The sequence below is a fragment of the Borrelia crocidurae genome, from assembly GCF_000825665.2.
GTDB lineage: Bacteria > Spirochaetota > Spirochaetia > Borreliales > Borreliaceae > Borrelia > Borrelia duttonii.
On the sequence record NZ_LN609267.1, the window covers coordinates 806,828 to 808,062 of the forward strand.

The window sequence follows — 1,235 nt, forward strand, 5'->3', positions numbered from 1 at the left end:
AGCTTGTGGACCATGCTCTAGTGGATGACCGTTCTTATAGAACCTAAAAAGCTATCATGGGATGAAACAAGAAGCTATTTCTATAATCTTTGATTTAGAAATAGTAGTTCACTAAAAGTTCTAATACGAATTAATTGGTTATTTGATAGTACCTTTTTTATTTGAATGATTATATAAGTTTTCATATCTTTTAATATCGTAATAAGTTGGTAAATTAGATTTGTTTTCAATATAATCTAAGATTTTTTTAGATAAATATGGTGCCATTGATATTCCTCTTGTTCCAAATCCATTTAAGATAAATATATTTTTATATTGTGGATGTTCTCCAAGAAATGGTTCTCTATCAATTGTGGCAGGTCTTATGTGTGCTTTATGTTTTATTACTTTATAATTTAGATTTGTAATTTTTTCTAGTTTTTTTAATAATTCTTTTTTTGCCCATTCATTTGTGTTTGTATCTAAAGTGTTCCATTCATAAGTTCCTCCAAGATAGTATTTGCTATTTTCTAGAGGTATTAGTGATACATGTCTATTGTATATTTCTTTTAGATTGAGACCTTTAATTTCTACTATAAGCATTTCTCCTTTTGCTAATTTAAATGGAAGATATGAAAAGAGTCCTTCAATTTTTTCTTTATATCCTTTTGTAAATATTAGTTTTTTAAATTTAAGTTTGTTTATTGTAAAGAAATTTTCATCTATTTTAAGATTTTTATCATTTATTTCTTGTTCTGTATATGCTTGATATTTAATAAAGTATTTTTTGAGATTGTTTATGTATAGTTTTGTGTTAATTGTTGCTCCCTTGATTAGTATGCCTCCATCATTGTCATTACAGAAATCGTTTATTTTGTCATTTTTTATTTCGATAATAAACTTTTCTATATTTGAATAATTATTTATTTTGGAAAGTAATTCTTCTTTTTGTGTTTTTGTGGTAAATGGTCTAAAAATAGGAATTTCTTTTAAAAAATTGCAATGAATATTTTTTTCCATTTCTTTGTAATATTGAATTGCAAAGAAAAAAATTTCAGATTCTCTCCAAGCAATATTCATTTTTCTTCCCATAATGGGGTTAATAACTCCTCCTGCTATTGTTGTTGCTTTTTGAATGCCATCATCAAATAAAATTACACTTTTTTTTCTTTGAAGTATTTCATAAGTTAAAGTACTTCCAGCAATCCCACCACCAATAATTGCAAATTCATATTCCATTTAGTTTTCCTTTATGT

At 25.4% G+C, this 1,235-nt stretch carries 1 protein-coding gene; it reads right to left on the bottom strand.

The window, feature by feature from the left end; all coding sequences use genetic code 11:
* Positions 1 to 138: 138 nt before the first annotated feature.
* Positions 139 to 1,218 carry an NAD(P)/FAD-dependent oxidoreductase gene (locus BN1173_RS03875; protein ID WP_040236755.1) on the bottom strand — a complete coding sequence of 360 codons (1,080 nt, stop codon included), beginning with the start codon at positions 1,216 to 1,218 and terminating at the stop codon, positions 139 to 141.
* Positions 1,219 to 1,235: the final 17 nt, after the last annotated feature.